Origin of the sequence: Leptospira andrefontaineae (assembly GCF_004770105.1) — a bacterium.
Taxonomy (GTDB): domain Bacteria; phylum Spirochaetota; class Leptospiria; order Leptospirales; family Leptospiraceae; genus Leptospira_B; species Leptospira_B andrefontaineae.
This window is the reverse complement of the sequence record NZ_RQEY01000019.1, coordinates 544,084-560,712: the sequence shown is the minus strand read 5'-3', so window position 1 is coordinate 560,712 and position 16,629 is coordinate 544,084. Positions and strand designations below refer to the sequence as shown.

The window sequence follows — 16,629 nt, the reverse complement described above, 5'->3', positions numbered from 1 at the left end:
GAATAAACCCTCAAATACTAATGGACTAAATAACGCTAGAAACTACTTTTCTAAAACTTTCATTTTTTTTCCAAAATTCAAGAAAGTTGCAATCCTTAAGGACACGTTACTCGAAAAGGCCTACATACTATGGAATTTCTCATCGGTTTATTAGCATTCTTTGCAGGCGTATTCTACCTTATCATTCCCTTCGTTTTATTATCCAAGATCAACGGATTACTGGAAAGGGTCCAAGATCTGGAGAACCAATTAAAGGAGAAGGGACCTTCTACCCTTCTAGAAATTCAGGCAGAAAAGAAAAAGTCGCCTATCAAAGAAGAAAAACCAATCTTAGTAAAAGAAACAATCCCTGAAGCTAAGAAAGAACTCCCTTCTTCCAAGCCTGTTGCAAAAGTCCCGAAGCCTGCAGAAATACCTCCAACTATTATAAAGCAAGAGCCTCAACCTATTGCTAAAAAATCTGAAGCTTGGGAAAAATTCGAGAAGCAAATAGCGAAAAATTGGACCGGGATCCTAGGAACAATCATACTCGTAATGGGTGTTGGGTTCTTAGGAATTTATGCGGCCCTGAACATGTCTCCTTTCTTCAGATTCTTAATGGTATTAGGGATCGGTATCGGTTTATTCATTATTTCTATCCTTCTAGTTAAAAAAGAATTCTGGGAGCAGATCGGTTATTGGATCAGAAGCGGTTCAGGTGCAGTTATCTTATTCTCTTGTATTGCCGCGGTTTCTGTTCCAGGAATGAAATGGATAGAGTCTGAATTTTACGCTCTTATCTTAATCATCGCTGGGATTTCAATAAACCTAGGACTTGCTTGGCAAACTTCTCAACAAAAGTTTGCAAGTCTTCATATAGTATTAAGTTTAATCTCTTTAGCGATCCTTCCACTAAGCACTTTGATCTTCTTCTTAGCGGTTGGAGTTTCCACCTTTAGTGTGGTTTTATCTTATAGAACTAAATGGGAATTTCATTTAATACAAACTGCAATTTCCTTTTTAATTTTAAACTTTCTTTATAAAGGACATTTTTCAGAACAATTACATGTATTAAATTCGCCTCTTTCCAGAACCTGGGGGATCTTAGGAACTCTCGCTGTCGGAATTCCATCCATCTTAGCTCATTATAGAAAAGTATATTCTTCAGCAAGTATACAACGACTTCCTTTTATCACTCACCTTATCATTTGGGCCGGGATCGGATTAGGATTATCTGTTTATTCCACTGGATCTAAATGGAATCCTCCCGTATTGATCTCTGTTTCTATAGGATTATTTTTCTGGGCAAGAACTGCTCGAGAAAAATTGAACATTCGCTGGCTTTATCTCACTGATACTTTAGTTTCTCTGGCCCTTGCTTCTATCGGGATCATATTACTCACTCGATGGGAAGTGGATCTATTCCTGATCAACGTTTATGTTTCACTTCTATTCTCCATCTTCTTTGTTGTCAGTGCAGAAGAAAAAGAAAATCTACTCAAGAACATAGGAGCCGTTCTTCTTCATATTTCTTGGGCTTGGTACATTCTTCTTCTAATCATAAAATATTCTGGCGGAATAAATCTTGGAACTTGGCCAATCGTTATCACTACTCTTGTGATGGTCATTCTCACTTTCTTGATCCAATTCTATGACGAGATCCGCAATAAAGAAAGTTCTACAGCAAGCGATGACGTTTATGGAATAGGGGGTGATGATAGAATTTCACCTGCTGGAATTTTTTCAGGACTTTTAGCATCCGTTATTTGTTTCCAATTATTCGATTGGAAACATTCTGAATTGTATCTTCCTGCATTCGGAATTCTATTATTGATGATCCGACAAAACAGGAATTGGAACGGCCTAGGAGTCGGGCTCTTCTTCTTTGTAGCTGCATTACATTTTGAAGTGATCTATAGAATTTATTCTTTGGAAAGATGGGAAGTACTATTAAGAGATCTTCCTACAATCCTATTCTGCTTCTTGATGATCCCTCTTTCTAAAGTAAAGATGGGCGCAGACAAGATCAGATATTTTTCTTCACCGGGAGCGATCCTTCTTTCTTTACATATTGTATTCTTAGCATATTGGACTACTCAAAGCCTTTCTCCTTTCTTACCTGGAATACTTTGGCTTCTTCTTTCATTGGTATACCTAGAAACCAAAAACTTTTTTTCCGAAAGAGAGAAGATTTGGGAAAATACCTGGAAGTCCTCCATCAATTCTGCAGGACCAGTCTGGCAATTTTTTGCACTTACGTTTGTGGGATTATTTTTAGGAGCTCATATTCTGGTTCATCTGCAATCTGAACTTTATGTAGGAATTTTCAAGATCAGATTCTTGATCCAAGCATTAGCTATCGGAGTATTTTTATATTGGGCAAAAAGTCCGAATCCTAAAAAAGAAACTCCAAATTATTGGAGTTCTCTTCTGCCATTATTTTGGGAATTAACCGCTATATTCATCACCGCGATTATCGCATTAGAAATCCCGAATACATGGTTACCGGTTGCCTGGATCGTTTGGGCATTCTTCTTAAATCAGATCAGTTTAAAAACTTCTTGGGAAATCTCCAGATTCAGATTTTATTCTCTCTGCTTTTATTGGTATTCCTGTATCCATGTGGCATTTATTTCCAGCTCGTCTTTGACTCCTTCCGAATATTGGGCAAACCAAGAATGGTTGGGTGGACTAATCGGGATCGTATTACAGATCGCTTATTTAGTAAGGATCCAACTTCTTCCTACATTCCAAGGAATAGAAGTAGAAGGTTATCCAGGCAGGGTCCGAAACCTTTCTGAAAGACTAGACCGAAGATCCGATTATATCATATTTTATCCTTTATTCGCAGCGGGAGCATTCTTCCTATTCTGGAGTTTTGATTCTTCTCTGTTAACTTTATTGTGGATGGTAGAAGTGTTTATCGTTTTCTTAATGGGACTCATTTTGAAAAAGGAACATTTCCGTTATGTGTCCCTGGTTGCAATGATCGTATGTCTATTAAGATTGATCTTCTGGGATCTTTCCCAGTCGTCCACAATCACTCGCGCTTTAGTATTCTTGGGAGTGGGGGGAATACTTATCCTAATGAACACCCTTTACGGCAAATTTGGAAATAAGGAGAAAGCAGATGCTCCGTAATCGATTATTATTCTTTGTTATACTTTTAGCTTCCGGAGTAGCCATTTCATTTTTGGCGGTAAAGAGTAAGGCAAATGTAGAAATGCCTGCTACTCTTTCTCCCGCATTCCAATTGCTTGGAAAACCGATCAAGACATTCGATCGTTCTCTTACTAAACTTATGCCTATTAGCGATTTAGATGAGAAAAAACTGGGAGATTCAGTGGCTTTACGTTATGAATCCTATGCAGACGAAAAAGATCCTGATCTGATCTATTTAAGAAGTTTGGTATCCAACCTTACGGTCGGGAAAAATAAAAGATTCGAATATAGAATTTTTATAATGGATTCTTCCATTCCGAATGCTTACGCAATGCCCGGAGGGATCTTATTCGTAACCAAGGGACTTCTCTCTATGGTAAGCTCTGAAGCAGAATTGGTTGCAGTTATCGGACATGAAATTGGCCATGTTGAACTTTCTCACTGCATGGATATGGTAAGAGGGGAATTATTGGCGAGAAAGATCGGTGCCTCTACCCTAGGTGAATTGGCAGATCTAACTGCAGCAATACTTCTAAAACCTTCTTTCGGAAAAAACCAAGAAGATGAAGCAGATTCTTACGGTTACGATCTATTGCTCAGAGAATATTACGACCCGTTCGCAATGGGAAGAACGTTCCTAAAACTACAAGAAGCTAGCGGTGGGAAGGAAAATGCCGCTTCACCCATCCAAGAATATTTTATGACACATCCTTATCTTTCCCATCGTTCTGAAAAATTTACAGAGAAGGCCAAACGAGAAGAAGAAGGCCAATATTATGTAGGAAAGAAAAACTTAAAAAAACGTGTCAGCCGCTACGAAGACGAACTCGATAAAGAATTCGTAAAGTACTGATCGTTTCTTCTTACAAGTTTCAATTTTTATAACTTCGAATAAAATCTAAAAATCCTTACCGTTCGGGAATTTTCCCGAATGGAAAAAGGTCTTACCTTCGGAGTTTTTATGAAAAAAATATTATTCGGGTGCATATTATTATTCGCTAGTATAGGTTCCGCATTTGCAGAACAGGAAAAAGTTCTGATCGTTAGCGGATTCTCTAAAGTTGCAGTTCCTGCAGAACTTATAGAGATACGTATCGGAGTAGAGACAGAATCCAAAACAGCAGAAGAAGCTCATGAAAAAACTTCAGCGAAGACCGATTCTCTCGTAAAATATCTCAAAAAGCAGTCCTTACTTTCGTTACAAACAGAAGTGGTCCGTCTTCAAACTATATACGAATATCCTAAATCTGGAGCGAGACAGATCAAAGGTTATGTAGCGTCCAATACAGTTTTAATAAGATCTAAAGTAGAATCCGCAGGCAAACTAATTGATGAGTCCATACAAAATGGAGCAAATCAAATCATAGGGATCCGATTACAAGCAACGGATGCAAATTTAGAGAAGGCTTCTCAAGAAGCATTACAGTTAGCTGCAAAGGATGCTCGCAAAAAAGCTGATATAATTCTTTCAGCACTCGGCTTGAAATTTAAGGATTTTGTAGAGATAAGAGCCGACTTCCAAGAAATTTCCGAACCACTTCCTGTCATGGATGGTTTTCAAACTATGAGCGCAAAATCTGCGACTCCGATCGAAGCTGGAAATTTATTTCGCGAAGCGAAGATCTTATTGAAGGTTTCTTATTAAAAAATCAGCAAATAAGTGAAAAAAATCTGTCTTTTCAATCGGTTATATGGGTATGGTATTTATGGATTGTTACCTAAGTACCAATAACCCGGTAAGTAGTTAACATATATCCAATTCTCTTCACTATTCTCACTACGTGAGCGGCCCTTTCGGGGGCCGCTCCGGTCTTTTGTTTTTTTCCTTGCTCTCTTCTGTAATAATTGGTGTTTTGGGAAAAAAATTATTACTCTGGCACCTCATGAAAAAAAAGATTCTAGCTATATTGGCAACTTATCTAGTTTGCTTTTCCTTATACGGACAAACAGGAAATCCGAATAATCAAAAGCCTCCTAAAAATCAACCTACGAATAATAACCAACAGCAACCACCTCAAGACCAAGCTCCGATCGGAGGTAGCAGTTCTTCTTACTCTTCCTCAAGTAATAGTAGTTCATATGGAAATGGTTTATTACATATTTTGGAATTAGATGGAGTTGCAGGAAGCCTGAACCAAGGCGGACCTCAGTCTATTAACGGAATCTTAAATAGTGTTAGGATTGCCGGAAGTGCACTAGGTGGAACGCCTGAATTCTTCAAGGAAGATAGTAAGACAACTCCGAGCGGTGGATTTCCTAAGATCAGATATTCTCACCAGTTGTCTGATAACACATTCATAGGTATCGTAGCTTCCTTGGGAGAAAAATCTATAACAGAAACCACTACTACAAGTACTTCTAATAGATATACCACCGATAAAATTACTACAACCACCAATGAGTGGAAAGTTAAGTACGGTTGGGGACCTTTGAACTTAAATACTTCTAATAACATAAGTTACGAATTTTCAATCGGTTATGGGCAAGGTAAAACAAGTGGAGATTATTCCAATTTCGGACTCAAGCTCCCAGGTTTTAGCGCAGGAACTTCGGATGGAATGTCAGGTTATGCGATCGGATTTGGAGATCTTAGATATAATATCACTACACTTTCCTTGGATTACGGTGTTGCAGTTCCAATGTGGAGTTGGATGAACTGGTACTTCCGAGGCGATACAAGCTTTTTCTGGGGAACCTTATCTTTAAGTTCCGCTCAGATCGGTGTAGATACAGGAGCCACTGCAGGAGCGTATAACGGTTTAGACTTCAACGCATTCAAGTCCAAGGATGGATTCTTTGCGGGAGCTTCCGGATTTACTATGACTTTCGAAACAGGATTCGTACTTAAACCTTTCGAAACATTCGGTATTCGATTCGGTGGATTCTACCAGCTCACCTATTTCAGTGTAGGAGAAGTAAAAGGACCTTCCATTTCCGGGGGCCAAGTTGTGGAAGCAGGCACAGTGCCTAATTTAAGCTCCACTACAGATAACGAGCAATTCGGAAACTACGGAGGAACCGTAGGATTAGTTAAGAATCTCTAGTCCACAATGCGGGCTTCAGGAGCGAAGTGACTATAGTCCGCAACGCAGGCTTCAAGAGCCTGGACCTTTTGGGACAGACTCTTATAATATTCTTCTCAACAAAACCTGGATGCTGAAAAGTTTCCGGGTTTTATCTATTACAATTCTTTTAGAATTTCTGCCTTTTTCTTTTCATATTCCTGTTTCGATATTAATCCCTTATCTAAAAGTTCCTGCAAAGTCCTTAGGCGATCCTCTATCGTTTTAGGGATTTTTTTGGTAGGAGTTCCGACATTTTTCTTAGAAGGATTTGCTGTCCAAAAAACGTTTTTCACAAGGATACGATTTCTTATATCTTCTCCGTCTGTAACAGCGTTAAGATATTCTAAACCTTCCGGACGGATCTCCGGAAGATAAATGGAGTTACGGGAAGAAGGTTCCGGCTTTGATATAGGAACTAAGGTCCAGTCCCTAAAAGAATAAGTGGTCTGAAAATCAAGCACCTGCCCTATTTCAGAAAATTCTAATACAATTCCTTCGGGGGTATTTCTGATATAAAAAATGGTTCTTCTGATCCTGAGTCCTGGGCGGATCGGATCTTCTCTTTTAATAATTACTTGATAAGCTTGTGGAAGTCCATCTGGGATCTCGATTTCCGCTTTATATAATAATTCTCCGAGGCGAAAAGATTCTTCTTCCGTGAACAAGCGAACCGGTTCTGAATTGAAAACTCCTGTTTCGGAAACCCCAGTGAACTTAAAAAGTTTTTCCCATCTGGAAATAAACTCTGTCTTATCCAATTGGTCCGGCCCAGCTCCAGTCAAAACTCCTGAAGCAATCGGTAACCAAGTCTCCGCCTGCAAGAAGAGTGGAGTCTCTGAACTCTTTTTAAGATAATATAATACGATTGAATCCGAAGAGGAAGCCATTCCCTTTCTTTGGGAAGACAAACAGTAGATCGTAAATAGAAGGGTAAGAAAGAAACTTAGAAGTTTAAGGTTTTTCTTTTTTGCCCGAATCGGTTTTTTTAAGCATGCTGCCAATTTTTCCCAATTCCTCCGGCTTAATTTTCGCACCGGCGGCCTTCTTATTCTCAGCCTGGATCTCACGATACACTTCCGCTCTATGAACGGAAACTTCTTTAGGAGCTTTAACTCCGATCTTTACCTGATCCCCTTTGATATCCACGATAACGATCTCTATATCGTCACCTATAATAATGGATTCATTAGTACGCCTAGCTAGTACGAGCACTTAGGACATCTCCACAGTGGCGCTTTCTAAAATTCTTTCACGAACTGAATGGATCTCGTTACGTGATACGAATTGGCGACCGGTTAGATCCGTCTTATTAATCAAAATAGGGCCCTGTAGATTTGCGGTCATAGATGCCGGATCGTCGTTCGGAATCGTCACTATGACTAAGGTCAAAGCTTCCGAAACATCCTGCAACCCGATTTGAGAAAGTTCTTCTTGGCTCAGAATCGGTTTATATTCTTTTTTGAATAAAGAAGGTGGAATTACTACAAAAGCAAGGTCCACTTCGTCAATGGACTGCAGCCATTTAAATACTGACTCTTCATCTTCTTCGATTAGGGCAAAACTTTTATATCCCCCGAAACCTAGAAGTCCTTCCGGAAATTTGATAAGTTGTCGCTCCGAAACTTTTATTTTTCCGAAAGGTTTGCTGTGGATCTCTAACATCGACCGACCTGTTTTTCAGAGCTAAGCTCTAAGTTTATACTTTTTTCAAATCACTACAAGAAGAATTCCCCGATTGAATTTCGGGGAATCACGCTCTTATCTTAGAAAGTCCATCAAGGTAGGTTTGATTACCTTGGATCCTACGTTAAGCGCATATTGATGAATCGTTTCCAGCCACTTCAAGTTCATGATAGTTTCCGGGAAATCAATTCCTTCATTTTTAGCAAGTAACTCGGTCATATAGGATTTATCAAAGGAAACTCTTTGAGAATGTTCCTCCATACGATTCATCCTTGCTCCTACAATAGATCTATAACGAAGAATATTCTCCAATGCAAGATCTAAGTCTTGGATATCACGACCTGAAATTCTTTCTTGGTCTTTCTGGATTAAATCGTTCCTGAATTGGATGAGTACATCGAATACGGAAAGGCCAGTAACAGTCGCGGACTTACTATAATTATTAGGAGGTTCTGAATTTCCTGCATCGATCAATCCGATATCTCTCAGGACAGTTCCTCCATCCACGTCTTCTAACCAGATCTGGTGAGGTGCAGTGGAACTAAGACTGATATTATCCTGAGCAAGCTTATTCGCTTTAGCTTCAATCGGAGAGTTATTGATCTTGTCTATGATATCATCAATTGTATCACCTGCGGAAACTTGGATCTCGACTCCATCTATCTTGAATTTTTGATCGGAAACTGCAACGTAACCTGAGTTATCCACACGACTGGTAACACTCATATTCGTTCCCCAGAACACTTTGTTTCCGGGAATTGTAACTGGGATATATTCTCCCTTTTCGATCTCTCTGATCTGTTCTCCGATATCTCCGCGATATTCTACCCCGATATATTGGTTTTTTAATTCCAATCCTTGGAGTCCTTTGATCTTGGATTCGATCGGTTCAAAAGGAGGTCTTTCGATCACATGCCCACCAAAAAGAGGTCTTCCCGTGGCATCTCTTGTGTTCGCAATATCGACTAACGCTCTGAGTAATTCATCTATCTCTTTACCGACAGCAACTTCTAATTCGAAACCTTTGTCACCTTGATAGATACCGTTGGAAGCTTGGACTGCAAGAACTCTCGCTCTTTGGAATAAGTTTCCAATCCTGTCCAGCTCTCCGTCGATCTGTTGTAATCTTCCGAAGCCATCGTCGATATTTGCTTGGAAAGTATCCAACTCATTCATCCTAGATCGGAAGAACATTTGGTTGGTCGCCCTTCCAGGATCATCGGAAGGAGTCCTAATTCTTTGTCCTGTTCCCAATTGGTTTTGGGTTTCGTCTAACGACAGCTGGTGACGATTCAAAGTCCTCACCAGACTGTTATTTTGCATCATGTTAGTGATCCGCATCATGGCTTCGCCTCCTTGCTATTCCGGCGGAATTACGCGCCCAAACGATTGATGATCGTATCTAGAATTTCATTCATAGTATTGATCATCTTCGCAGACGCATTGTACGAGTGCTGGAACTGGACCATATTGGCCATTTCCTCATCCAAACTTACACCCATCACCGACTGTCTCATATTCTCGAGCTCGGTCATAAGATCTGATTGGATCCCAAATTCTTGTTTTGATTCTCTTGCTTCTGTTGCAAGTTTAGAGATCAGACTATTGTAAAAATCATCCGTGGTTTTGGAATAATCCACCATCACAGGATTATTTCTAAGGGAAGAAGCTACTAAAAGAGCATTCCTACCGTCCTTATGACCTCCAGGAGAATTATAATCTCCTGTTCCACCAACATCCTTTCCTCTTGCTGCTGCGATATTTGCTACGTTATTCGCAATGTGTTCATTTACTTTAAAATGAGAAGAAGGATGAAAATGTGGAGTTAAAGTAATGTCTTCCGGCTTAGATTGAAGTTTGGTAATCTCACCCAAACGTTTGTAATCATAAGCTCCGGAAGGTCCGGAAGCCATCAGCATTCCGGTCAAACCGACTAATAACTCTCCGGAATCTTCAATATGTCTAAGAATGAAGTTTTTCTTAGGAGTATCTTCCGCTACAGTCGCTTTAAAAGCCAATTGGTTATCGTGGTTCATGTAAGCCACAACACCAACCTTAGAAGCATTGATACGTTTGATAATACCGTTCAAAGTATCATTTGCAGAATAAGGAATTAAAACCTGAGTTTCTTTTTCGTCAGGCTTTAAGAATGTCATGGTTCCGCTGATCCCAATCGGACGATCCGGATCCAAGGTATTCTTACCCGTTACTCTAAAGATCGCAGAGATATCATTCTGGCCATCTCCGTCTGAATCATATTCGCCGAAAGTATTCAAAGCTAATGAACGAATATCGAAGAAGTTTTGATTCGTATTTCCATTCAAACCAAAACCGTCTTTATGGATCTCGTTGATCACATCCATAACGTTGATCGCAAGAGCATCCACTTGGTCGATCTTCTCGCCCAAAATCCTGTCTCTTACTTCGATCAAACCTTGTAGTCTTCCTTTGCGGAGAAGGACCGGATCTCCAGTAACTTTCCAATAAAGATCTAATAGACCATCTTTAGAAGGATTTCCTAATATATCGACTTTATTGAGCTTTCCACCCTGGACAAGGATCTGCTGGCCAATAAATACCATCAACTCGTCTTCATCACTTCTACCAATTGTGATATCGGTTAAGCCAGAAAGTTCTTGGAGAAGAGCATCTCTTTTGTCATAAAGATCATTCGGTCTATCGCCCAATGCTTCCGATTTAGCGATCCTTTCGTTTAATGTCCGGATATTTTCTCCGATCGTATTCAGATGAAGTGCATGAGCTTCGATCTCACGATTTGATTGGTCTCTCAATTGAGAAAGTTTGCGATACACATCTTCAATCCTGCTTCCGAGCCCTTGTGCTTTCTCCAGAACCACGGAACGATGTGCGTTATCTTCAGGATAATTTGCGAGTTCTTCCCAAGAAGACCAGAATTTATCCATTAGAGTCCTAAGAGTAGTACCGTTAGGCTCGTTAAAAATATTCTCTGCTTGGTAGAGATATTCGTTCTTGGCTGCCCAATAATCTTTCACACCAGAAGTTTCGATAATTCTATCATCAATAAAATTATCTCTAACACGTTCGATGGAAGCGATCTCAACGCCTTGACCGATCTGACCTGGAACATGAGCACGATTCAAAGAAGGTTCGTACAGAGGATCCGTAGCTTGTAAAACAACTCTTTGACGTGAATAATGTTTATTATCCGCGTTCGAGATATTATGGCCGGTAGTTTGTAAGGCTTGCTGATGAGCCGCAAGGCCTCTTTTACCAATTTCTAATCCGGAGAATGTGGATCCCATACTTCTTCCCTCCTATCCAATCTTACGCCGAAGCGTTTACTAGCACCGAAGAACGTTTCTTCTTGTTCCTGACTGCGCTTGGATTTTCGTCCTCGTAAACGGCGACTTCTCCGCTATTCGCGTTAGTCCGCATCGCGTCGATGGTGGCCTTCAAAAATTCCTGTCTGGTTCGGATCAATTTATCATTGGCTTTGATCTTGTCCTTCAGCCTATGAACCGTATCCTTTAATCTTGTTCCGAGTTGTTTCAACTTGTGCTCGGATTCACGGTCTATCTTATTTAAAAAATCAGTAAGAGTAAGTTCGCCTTCTTTAGGAATTCCTAAATTACCTGATGTATAAACATCATGGATAGCGGACATACGAACTCTTTCCAATTCGCTCGCATGAACAATCAACTCGTAGGTCTTTTTAGAAATCGTTTCCAAAGATCTTCCGTCCGCTTTCGTGATCGATTCAGTCTTTTCTTTCTCTAACTCCAGGATTTCGGAGTACAGTCGGATTTCTTCCTCGAAAAGAGAAGACACCCGATCCAACCATTCCTCTTTATTTAATATCATTGTCCGGTCCCTGTTCTTTGTTTCGGCGGAATCCGGAATTTTATGAGGGGTTTTTTTGGAAATTCAGAGGCTTAGAAGCGAAGAACTAGAAGTAATAAGAATTTTCTAAAGAGAAGAAGGCGATTTGCCGAGATTGAAAAACTCAATAAAGAGACATAATATTTCAATGATACTTTAGGAGAAATTAGAAAAAGAATGACCTAGTTTCATGTTAATACAGATTTCTTATTCGAAAAGTCCGAATGAAACTTCCCTATAAACTTTTAGCTCTACTATTACCACTACTCCTTCTTCTCTTTGTCCTGTACTTTGCTTTTGACAAAGGAATTATATGGTTTGTATATCCATCCGAATCAAAATATCCGATCCGAGGAATTGATGTTTCTAACCACCAAGGAAATATAGATTGGAAGAAGGTCTCAGAAAACAAAATCAGCTTTGTTTATATTAAGGCTACCGAAGGTGGAGATTGGAAAGATAAAGCCTTCTTACGAAATTGGGAACAGGCAAATCAGTTAGGGATCAGAGTCGGAGCTTATCATTTTTTCACTTTATGCCGTTCCGGAAAAGAACAAGCCGCTAATTTCATCTCATTAGTCCCTAAAGATCCCGAGTCTTTGCCTCCCGTTGCAGACTTGGAGTTTGTCGGAAACTGTAAAGAGAGACCCCCATTACAAGATGTAAAAAAAGAGATCCATGACTTCCTTATTGAATTAGAAAATCATTATGGAAAAAAACCCATACTATATCTTACTTACGAATTTATAGATCTATACTTGAAAAATGACTTTTTGGAATATCCTGTTTGGATTCGGGATATATTCGGACATCCATCTTCTTCTTTCAAAAGAAATTGGATCATCTGGCAATATCATAGTAGAGCTAGATTAGAAGGGATAGAAGGTCCCGTAGATTTAAATGCTCTAAAAGGCGATGATCTCTTTCTGAAAAAATTGTAGAAATTATCCAAAGTTAGGCCTAACTTGTTTGTGCTATATTTCAGGGAATATATGACAAACAAAGCTTACGTAGTCCGAAAGATAATAAGAATGCAGCACTGCGACCCGGGTGGGGTCGTATTCACTCCTCAATATTTCAATTTATTCGTGGAGTCAATTGAAGATTGGTTCAGAGAAGGGATTGGATTCGAATTCTCCCGTATGGTAAGTGAGAATAGACAAGGTATTCCTGCGATGAAGATTGTGGCAAGATTCTATAAACCTTCGGTTTTAGGAGAGATTTTAGAATTTAAAGTAAAAGTAAAACGGTTAAGACGCCAAAATATTCTCATCAATGTAGAAGCGATTTGTGGAGAAGAAAAAAGATGTTCGGCAGACTTTTTACACGGATTCGCATCTCTTTCTACCCTGAGTCTGACAGATTGGCCCGAAGAAGTTTATAGAAAATTGGAAGAGTATCTTTGACATTTTCCTTCTTCAAATAGGTCCCTGTATAATATTCTAAAAATTTAAATTTCTCTATTTTAGAGAATAAACGATCGTTTACCTCGAAAAGAATTTCTTTAATCTTTCTTGCTGAAACTAATATAAGGGTTAAAATGGGAAACCCTATCATGTCAGTAATACTTGAAGAGAACATCAAACATTTGCCTTTCCCTTCCGACTTTCCTGAGGTTCGTTCCAAATACATAGACGCGAACGGACAAAAATTTTTCTTACTCGAGTCCGGTCCTAAAAATGGAAAACCATTATTATTATTACATGGATTTCCTGAATTTTCTTATGCTTGGAAAAATCAGATCGGTTATTTTGCGAAGCTTGGATTTTTAGTGATCGCTCCTGACCAAAGAGGTTATGCAAGAAGTTCCAAACCTAAATCTATTTCAGATTACGGACTGGATATTTTATCCGAAGATATTGTTTCCATTTTAGATGCGTATGGAATTTCTAAAACTGATATTATTGCTCATGATTGGGGAGGAGCAGTAGCGTATTGGACTCTTTCCAAGTTTCCGGAACGATTTAGAAAAGCTTGTATCTTGAATGTTCCCCATCCTACGATCATGAAGAGAAAAATTCTTTCTGATAAGGCTCAAAGGAAGAAGAGTATGTATATACTTTTCTTCAGGATTCCATGGTTACCTGAGTTCTTACTCTCTAGATTGAATTTCAGAAAATTAGAGAGATCCTTAACAAAAACTTCTATGAAAGGTGCATTCTCTCCGGAAGAGATCTCACTTTATAAAGATGCATGGGCAATTCCCGGATGTGTGAAATCAATGCTTCATTGGTATCGTGCTGCAGTTAAAAATCCTCCTAAATTAATACGAACTAGAAAGATCAAAGTTCCTACTCGGATTTTCTGGGGAGAAAAAGACAGGTTTTTGGCTAAAGAAATGGCAGAAGAAACCTTGGAATTATTTTCAGAAGGTTCCGTACGTTTCTTTTCTAAGGGTACTCACTGGATCCACCATGAAATCCCTGAGATATTGAATCCGGAACTGGCATCCTTTTTATCGGAAGAATAGATTCTTTCCAAATCTGGAAAAATATTTCTGTACCAATATACGTCTTATCCGATTATGAGAATGTCCGTGTCTCGGGCCCTTTTTTCCAATGCGTAATATTTCTAAAAACATCTTTCTATTTATATCTCTAGTTCTTCTTTCTAGCTCTTTACATTTTGCAAAAGAGACCAACCAGAAGAAAAAGAATGAGGCGCCCAAAAAGGGTTCAGTTCTTCCTAAGCTGAACCAAGTTGCTTTAAATTCTAAACCGGAAAAGAAGAAAGAAGAGAAAAAACCTAAGACGGTTATCTCTGAACAAAAAACATCTAAAAGACTTAAAGGAGAGATTGTAGAAAAACAAGAAGAACTGTTCTCATTCTCTCTTGGAGGAAGAAAGTTCGCGCAAGGGGAACTTCTATTTTTAAAAATAAAACCTTTGCCTAAAATCCTAGATAAACTCGGAAATTTTACGATCAGTTGGGAGGGGCAAGAACTTCCATTCACTCAAAGAGAAGGTTATATCCTCACCTTTCTTCCTATCTCTCCAGAATTTTCAAAAACATATGGAGTTTTGGAATTAACTGAAAAACATCTTTTTACTAAAAACGATTCCAAAAAATACGAGATCCCAATCCAGAAAACTTACTTTGCCACTTCTAAAGTATCTCATCTTACGATGGATAAGCAGTATACGACTGACGAACTTTCAGAAGAAACTAAAACATTCATCAAAGAATGTTCCGATGCAAAAGCAAAAGCATTTCAATCTAAGTCGGATCTTCAAATTGCAACGGATTTCGAATATCCGGTTCACAATCCGATCTTAAATAGCCCATTTTACAAACGTAGGATCTACAATAAAGAGAAGGGTCGTCCTCATGGTGGTTCCGACTTCAAAGGCGGTGTTGGAGATCCAATCTATGCGATCAATGACGGCACCGTGATCTTAGCAAGATCTATGTATTACGAAGGCAACTTCACAGTGATAGATCATGGTTTGGAAGTTTATTCCTTATACATGCACCAATCTGAAATTTTAGTAAAGCAAGGCGATAAAGTGAAGAAGGGAGATTTGATCGGAAAGATCGGGTCCACCGGTATGTCGACCGGACCTCATTTACATTTGGGACTTAGGGTTTTAGGAACAATGATCGATCCTCTTTCCGTTGTTCAAACGGATTTGGTCGAAGCCAAAAAGAAAACCTCGAAAAAGTAATCTATCGAATCGGGAGAGAAGATAATATCTCTCCCGATGAATATCCTCTTCAATTCCAAACCTTTCCGTCCTCTCCCGTATAGATCGCATCCGGTCTCAAGATCCTCTCTTTCATTTGTTCAAAACAATGAGCAGTCCAACCCGCCGCTCTTCCCATTGCAAATACTGGAGTAAAGATCTCAGTTGGAAATCCTAATCCATGAAGAAGTAATGCGGTGTAAAATTCCACATTGGTCTGTAGAATTCTATCCGGTTTATATTCTTTCAATAAATCTAAGGCAGTTTTTTCCACGAACATTGCAAGATCATAGAACTCCCTTTTTTCATCGGTATCGTATAATATTTTTGCTGCCTTAGCAAGAACGTCTGCGCGAGGGTCCCTGACTTTATAGATCCTATGCCCAAAGCCCATTAATCTTTCATTATGTTTTAATTTTTCTCTTAGTACCTTCTCCGCATTTTCCCTTGCTCCAATCTCAAAGACTGTGTCTAATGCAGGCCCTGGTGCTCCTCCATGTAGAGGCCCCTTTAATGCGCCTAATCCACCGGTAACTGCTGAAATCATATCAGACTGAGTGGAGATGATCACTCTCGCTGCGAAGGTAGAAGCATTCAATCCGTGATCGCAAACTGTATTTAGATATGTATTCAAAGCGCGAACGTTTCTAGGTTCCGGATCAGCTCCATTCAACATATACAAAAAGTTGGCTGCAATATCTAAGTCCTGTCTTGGAAGAACTGGGGCTTGCCCTTTCAACAAACGATAAGCCCAAGCAACAATTAAAGGAAACGTAGATAGGACTGCCATCGCATCCTTTCTAGGATCTTCTTTTTGAGAACCTAAAGACAAAGCTGCAGATCCAATTCTTAAAATATCGATCAAAGGAAGATTTGCATACACTGCCTCTTCAATGATGGTTCGTATCACTTTAGAAAATCTTCTGGAGGATCTGAGTTCTTCTGAGAATAAACTTGTTTCGGTAGGCTTTGGCCTTCTATCATTCCAAAGTGTGAAGATGGTTTCTTCAAAGACTGCTTTGCCTGCGAATTCTTCCACAGGGTAACCTGCAATGATCAGTCTACCTCCCTTTCCATCTACTTGGGAAAGTTTGGTTCTTGCCGCAGGTATCCCTTCTAAACCCGGGCTGTAAATTTTCTCTTTTTCCTGTTCAGAGATCAGCATGATATTTCTCCTTTGTTTCCGTTCAAGTTTA

At 39.4% G+C, this 16,629-nt stretch carries 15 protein-coding genes; 8 read left to right on the top strand and 7 right to left on the bottom strand.

The genetic code is table 11. The features are described 5' to 3' along the window. Positions 1–129 precede the first annotated feature (129 nt). The 4 genes from EHO65_RS16675 to EHO65_RS16660 all read left to right on the top strand — a co-directional run bounded on the left by EHO65_RS16675 (position 130) and on the right by EHO65_RS16660 (position 6,185). Positions 130–3,120 carry a DUF2339 domain-containing protein gene (locus tag EHO65_RS16675; protein ID WP_135775667.1) on the top strand — a complete coding sequence of 997 codons (2,991 nt, stop codon included), beginning with the start codon at positions 130–132 and terminating at the stop codon, positions 3,118–3,120. Further along, on the top strand, positions 3,110–3,994 hold the full coding sequence (locus tag EHO65_RS16670) for a M48 family metallopeptidase (RefSeq protein WP_135775666.1): 885 nt from the start codon (positions 3,110–3,112) through the stop codon (positions 3,992–3,994). Before EHO65_RS16675 ends, EHO65_RS16670 begins: the two co-directional genes overlap by 11 nt. Positions 3,995–4,102: 108 nt before the next feature. Beyond that, the gene (locus EHO65_RS16665) at positions 4,103–4,786 is read left to right on the top strand and encodes an SIMPL domain-containing protein (protein ID WP_135775665.1); all 684 of its coding nucleotides are present in this window, start codon (positions 4,103–4,105) and stop codon (positions 4,784–4,786) included. Positions 4,787–5,024: 238 nt separating this feature from the next. After that, positions 5,025–6,185, top strand: a complete 1,161-nt coding sequence (locus tag EHO65_RS16660) for a hypothetical protein (protein ID WP_167482046.1) — start codon at positions 5,025–5,027, stop codon at positions 6,183–6,185. Between the two features lie 137 nt (positions 6,186–6,322). Here the strand turns inward: EHO65_RS16660 and EHO65_RS16655 are convergent, their stop codons facing one another. The 6 genes from EHO65_RS16655 to EHO65_RS16630 all read right to left on the bottom strand — a co-directional run bounded on the left by EHO65_RS16655 (position 6,323) and on the right by EHO65_RS16630 (position 11,732). Further along, positions 6,323–7,240 (bottom strand): SHOCT domain-containing protein, encoded by a 918-nt coding sequence (locus tag EHO65_RS16655; protein ID WP_425269356.1) that lies wholly within the window; start codon positions 7,238–7,240, stop codon positions 6,323–6,325. Further along, positions 7,158–7,418 (bottom strand): carbon storage regulator CsrA, encoded by a 261-nt coding sequence (gene csrA / locus EHO65_RS16650; protein WP_008589574.1) that lies wholly within the window; start codon positions 7,416–7,418, stop codon positions 7,158–7,160. The genes EHO65_RS16655 and csrA overlap by 83 nt, the downstream gene beginning before the upstream one ends. Continuing rightward, complete coding sequence (gene fliW / locus EHO65_RS16645; RefSeq protein WP_135775662.1) at positions 7,419–7,868, bottom strand: flagellar assembly protein FliW; 450 nt, start codon at positions 7,866–7,868, stop codon at positions 7,419–7,421. A 96-nt stretch (positions 7,869–7,964) separates the two neighbouring features. After that, positions 7,965–9,230: a flagellar hook-associated protein 3 gene (locus tag EHO65_RS16640; RefSeq protein WP_135775706.1), complete on the bottom strand. Its 1,266-nt coding sequence runs from the start codon at positions 9,228–9,230 to the stop codon at positions 7,965–7,967. A gap of 32 nt (positions 9,231–9,262) precedes the next feature. Continuing rightward, on the bottom strand, positions 9,263–11,173 hold the full coding sequence (gene flgK, locus EHO65_RS16635) for a flagellar hook-associated protein FlgK (RefSeq protein ID WP_135775661.1): 1,911 nt from the start codon (positions 11,171–11,173) through the stop codon (positions 9,263–9,265). 22 nt (positions 11,174–11,195) lie between these two features. Beyond that, positions 11,196–11,732, bottom strand: a complete 537-nt coding sequence (locus EHO65_RS16630) for a flagellar protein FlgN (protein WP_167482045.1) — start codon at positions 11,730–11,732, stop codon at positions 11,196–11,198. A 242-nt stretch (positions 11,733–11,974) separates the two neighbouring features. Between EHO65_RS16630 and EHO65_RS16625 the strand changes: the two genes are divergently transcribed. From EHO65_RS16625 to EHO65_RS16610, 4 genes are all read left to right on the top strand, one after another. Beyond that, positions 11,975–12,691: a glycoside hydrolase family 25 protein gene (locus EHO65_RS16625; RefSeq protein WP_135775660.1), complete on the top strand. Its 717-nt coding sequence runs from the start codon at positions 11,975–11,977 to the stop codon at positions 12,689–12,691. 51 nt (positions 12,692–12,742) lie between these two features. Next, complete coding sequence (locus EHO65_RS16620; RefSeq protein WP_135775659.1) at positions 12,743–13,156, top strand: acyl-CoA thioesterase; 414 nt, start codon at positions 12,743–12,745, stop codon at positions 13,154–13,156. Positions 13,157–13,305: 149 nt separating this feature from the next. Beyond that, positions 13,306–14,220: an alpha/beta fold hydrolase gene (locus EHO65_RS16615; protein WP_135775658.1), complete on the top strand. Its 915-nt coding sequence runs from the start codon at positions 13,306–13,308 to the stop codon at positions 14,218–14,220. Positions 14,221–14,308: 88 nt separating this feature from the next. Beyond that, the gene (locus tag EHO65_RS16610) at positions 14,309–15,415 is read left to right on the top strand and encodes a M23 family metallopeptidase (protein WP_135775657.1); all 1,107 of its coding nucleotides are present in this window, start codon (positions 14,309–14,311) and stop codon (positions 15,413–15,415) included. Between the two features lie 49 nt (positions 15,416–15,464). On the opposite strand, the gene EHO65_RS16605 is transcribed toward EHO65_RS16610, so the two are convergent. Continuing rightward, a complete protein-coding gene (locus EHO65_RS16605; protein WP_135775656.1) occupies positions 15,465–16,598 on the bottom strand; it encodes a citrate synthase/methylcitrate synthase in 1,134 nt (377 codons plus the stop codon). Positions 16,599–16,629: the final 31 nt, after the last annotated feature.

Bases quoted from the DNA above. Each gene is read 5' to 3' on its own strand.
- EHO65_RS16610 (WP_135775657.1), top strand. From the start codon at position 14,309: ATGCGTAATATTTCTAAAAACATCTTTCTATTTATATCTCTAGTTCTT.
- EHO65_RS16615 (WP_135775658.1), top strand. From the start codon at position 13,306: ATGTCAGTAATACTTGAAGAGAACATCAAACATTTGCCTTTCCCTTCC.
- EHO65_RS16665 (WP_135775665.1), top strand. From the start codon at position 4,103: ATGAAAAAAATATTATTCGGGTGCATATTATTATTCGCTAGTATAGGT.
- EHO65_RS16660 (WP_167482046.1), top strand. From the start codon at position 5,025: ATGAAAAAAAAGATTCTAGCTATATTGGCAACTTATCTAGTTTGCTTT.
- EHO65_RS16630 (WP_167482045.1), bottom strand. From the start codon at position 11,732: ATGATATTAAATAAAGAGGAATGGTTGGATCGGGTGTCTTCTCTTTTC.
- flgK (WP_135775661.1), bottom strand. From the start codon at position 11,173: ATGGGATCCACATTCTCCGGATTAGAAATTGGTAAAAGAGGCCTTGCG.
- EHO65_RS16675 (WP_135775667.1), top strand. From the start codon at position 130: ATGGAATTTCTCATCGGTTTATTAGCATTCTTTGCAGGCGTATTCTAC.
- EHO65_RS16605 (WP_135775656.1), bottom strand. From the start codon at position 16,598: ATGCTGATCTCTGAACAGGAAAAAGAGAAAATTTACAGCCCGGGTTTA.
- EHO65_RS16620 (WP_135775659.1), top strand. From the start codon at position 12,743: ATGACAAACAAAGCTTACGTAGTCCGAAAGATAATAAGAATGCAGCAC.
- EHO65_RS16670 (WP_135775666.1), top strand. From the start codon at position 3,110: ATGCTCCGTAATCGATTATTATTCTTTGTTATACTTTTAGCTTCCGGA.
- EHO65_RS16625 (WP_135775660.1), top strand. From the start codon at position 11,975: ATGAAACTTCCCTATAAACTTTTAGCTCTACTATTACCACTACTCCTT.
- fliW (WP_135775662.1), bottom strand. From the start codon at position 7,868: ATGTTAGAGATCCACAGCAAACCTTTCGGAAAAATAAAAGTTTCGGAG.
- EHO65_RS16640 (WP_135775706.1), bottom strand. From the start codon at position 9,230: ATGCGGATCACTAACATGATGCAAAATAACAGTCTGGTGAGGACTTTG.